Origin of the sequence: Centipeda infelix ATCC 43532 (assembly GCF_000234095.1) — a bacterium.
GTDB lineage: Bacteria > Bacillota > Negativicutes > Selenomonadales > Selenomonadaceae > Centipeda > Centipeda infelix.
This window is the reverse complement of the sequence record NZ_JH376802.1, coordinates 1-2203: the sequence shown is the minus strand read 5'-3', so window position 1 is coordinate 2203 and position 2203 is coordinate 1. Positions and strand designations below refer to the sequence as shown.

The window sequence follows — 2203 nt, the reverse complement described above, 5'->3', positions numbered from 1 at the left end:
GGTTTTGCATTGTCTAGTTTTGAGGGCGCATCGAAGAGATGAAAGTCTCTGCGGTAGTCCTTTTGTTCACTGAAAACTGCACAGAAGAAACAAGAAAATCTAAACAGGGAAACGAAGCGTTCTCATGTACGCGACGTTTTCCTCACTAAAAGATTTTCCCAAGCAAATTAGGATAAAGCGAAAATACCTTAAGTCACGAGATGAAGTTCCGATTCCATGTTGGATCGGCGCTGAAGATTCCGTTAGATGCGCGGAAGCCGACAGAGACATAGTATGCTATGTCGATGAGGCTGACAAAGCAGATGACGGGATATGCAGTGCCGCTGATGTACGAAGCGGAAAGTTAAGTCAAGTTTATAAGGGCATACGGCGGATGCCTAGGCGTTTTGAAACGAAGAAGGACGCGATAAGCTGCGATAAGCTGCGGCGAGCTGCAAGTAAGCTATGACCCGCAGATTTCCGAATGGGGCAACCCGGCGGGAGTAACGTCCCGTCACTCTGTACTCGATACAGAGAGAAAACACCCGATGAACTGAAACATCTAAGTAGTCGGAGGAAAAGAAATCAAAGAGATTCCCTGAGTAGCGGCGAGCGAAACGGGAGGAGCCCAAACCAAGAGACTTCGGTTTCTTGGGGTTGTGGACCTGCAACAAACTGGACATTCTAGTGGAAGCATCTGGGAAGGTGCGGCAAAGAGAGTGAGACCCTCGTACACGAAAGAGTGAAAAGCGGGCAGGAATCCAGAGTACCACAGGGCACGAGGAACCCGGTGGGAAGCAGGGTGGACCACCATCCAAGGCTAAATACATCAAAACGACCGATAGCGAAAAGTACCGTGAGGGAAAGGTGAAAAGAACCCCGGGAGGGGAGTGCAATAGAACCTGAAACCGTATGTCTACAAACAGTCGGAGCACTTTACATGTGCGACGGCGTGCCTATTGAAGAATGAACCGGCGAGTTAATTTATGCTGCGAGGTTAAGCGGGAGACGCGGAGCCGAAGCGAAAGCGAGTCTTAAGAGGGCGATAAGTAGCATGGATTAGACCCGAAACCACAGTGATCTATACATGTCCAGGTTGAAGCTCAGGTAAAAATGAGTGGAGGACCGAACCCGTGAGTGTTGAAAAACTTTGGGATGAGATGTGTATAGGGGTGAAATGCCAATCGAACGTGGAGATAGCTGGTTCTCCCCGAAATAGCTTTAGGGCTAGCCTCAGGCGAATCACCATAGAGACGGTAGAGCACTGATCGGGCAAGGGGGCGTAAAGCCTACCGACCCCAGTCAAACTACGAATGGCTCATATGGGCAGTCTGGGAGTCAGAATGCGAGTGATAAGACCCGTATTCAAGAGGGAAACAGCCCAGACCGCCGGCTAAGGTCCCAAATGCTGTGCTAAGTGGAGAAGGATGTAGGACTTCGAAAACAACCAGGATGTTGGCTCAGAAGCAGCCACCATTAAAAGAGTGCGTAATAGCTCACTGGTCGAGAGGCCCTGCGCCGAAAATATCCGGGGCTAAAGCACAGAACCGAAGCCGCGGCAGGGTGTACATATCTACAGAGCGTTCAAAGCGCAGGAAAAATTGGTATCTGCAAGGAAACCGAGAGCGGCGTAGTAGAGCTACGTCAAACGAGGTTGACACAGCAGAGAGCAATTTTAACAAGCTTTTTGAGCGTTGTGCTGATGTGTACACACTGGGTAGGGGAGCGTTCTTATCTGGACGAAGGCAGACCGGAAGGACTGCTGGACGGATAAGAAGTGAGAATGCCGGTATGAGTAGCGAAACGACAGGTGAGAATCCTGTCCACCGAAAGCCTAAGGTATCCCGGGCAACGCTCGTCGTCCCGGGGTTAGTCGGGACCTAAGCCGAGGCGAAAAGCATAGGCGATGGACAACTGGCGAAAATTCCAGTACCGGGCGTCTTCGTTTGAGGATGGAGTGACGCAGGAAGGAAGCTGAGCGCGCGAATGGTTGGGCGCGTCGAAGGCGGTAGGCTGGTATGGAGGCAAATCCCCATACTATAAGGCCGAGAACCGATAGATAGGAAAGACTACGGTCAATCTGAATTCAGCTGCACTACACTGCCAAGAAAAGCTTCTAACGAGAAGATGTCCGCCCGTACCAAAACCGACACAGGTAGGCGGGGAGAGAATCCTAAGGTGCGCGGGAAAAACCCTCGTTAAGGAACTCGGCAAAAATGCATCC

1 rRNA gene is annotated in these 2203 nt (G+C 51.0%); it reads left to right on the top strand.

Features of this window, described 5'->3' with window-relative positions:
• Window positions 1-346 precede the first annotated feature (346 nt).
• A 23S ribosomal RNA gene (locus HMPREF9334_RS11245) occupies window positions 347-2203 on the top strand; the annotation flags it as partial.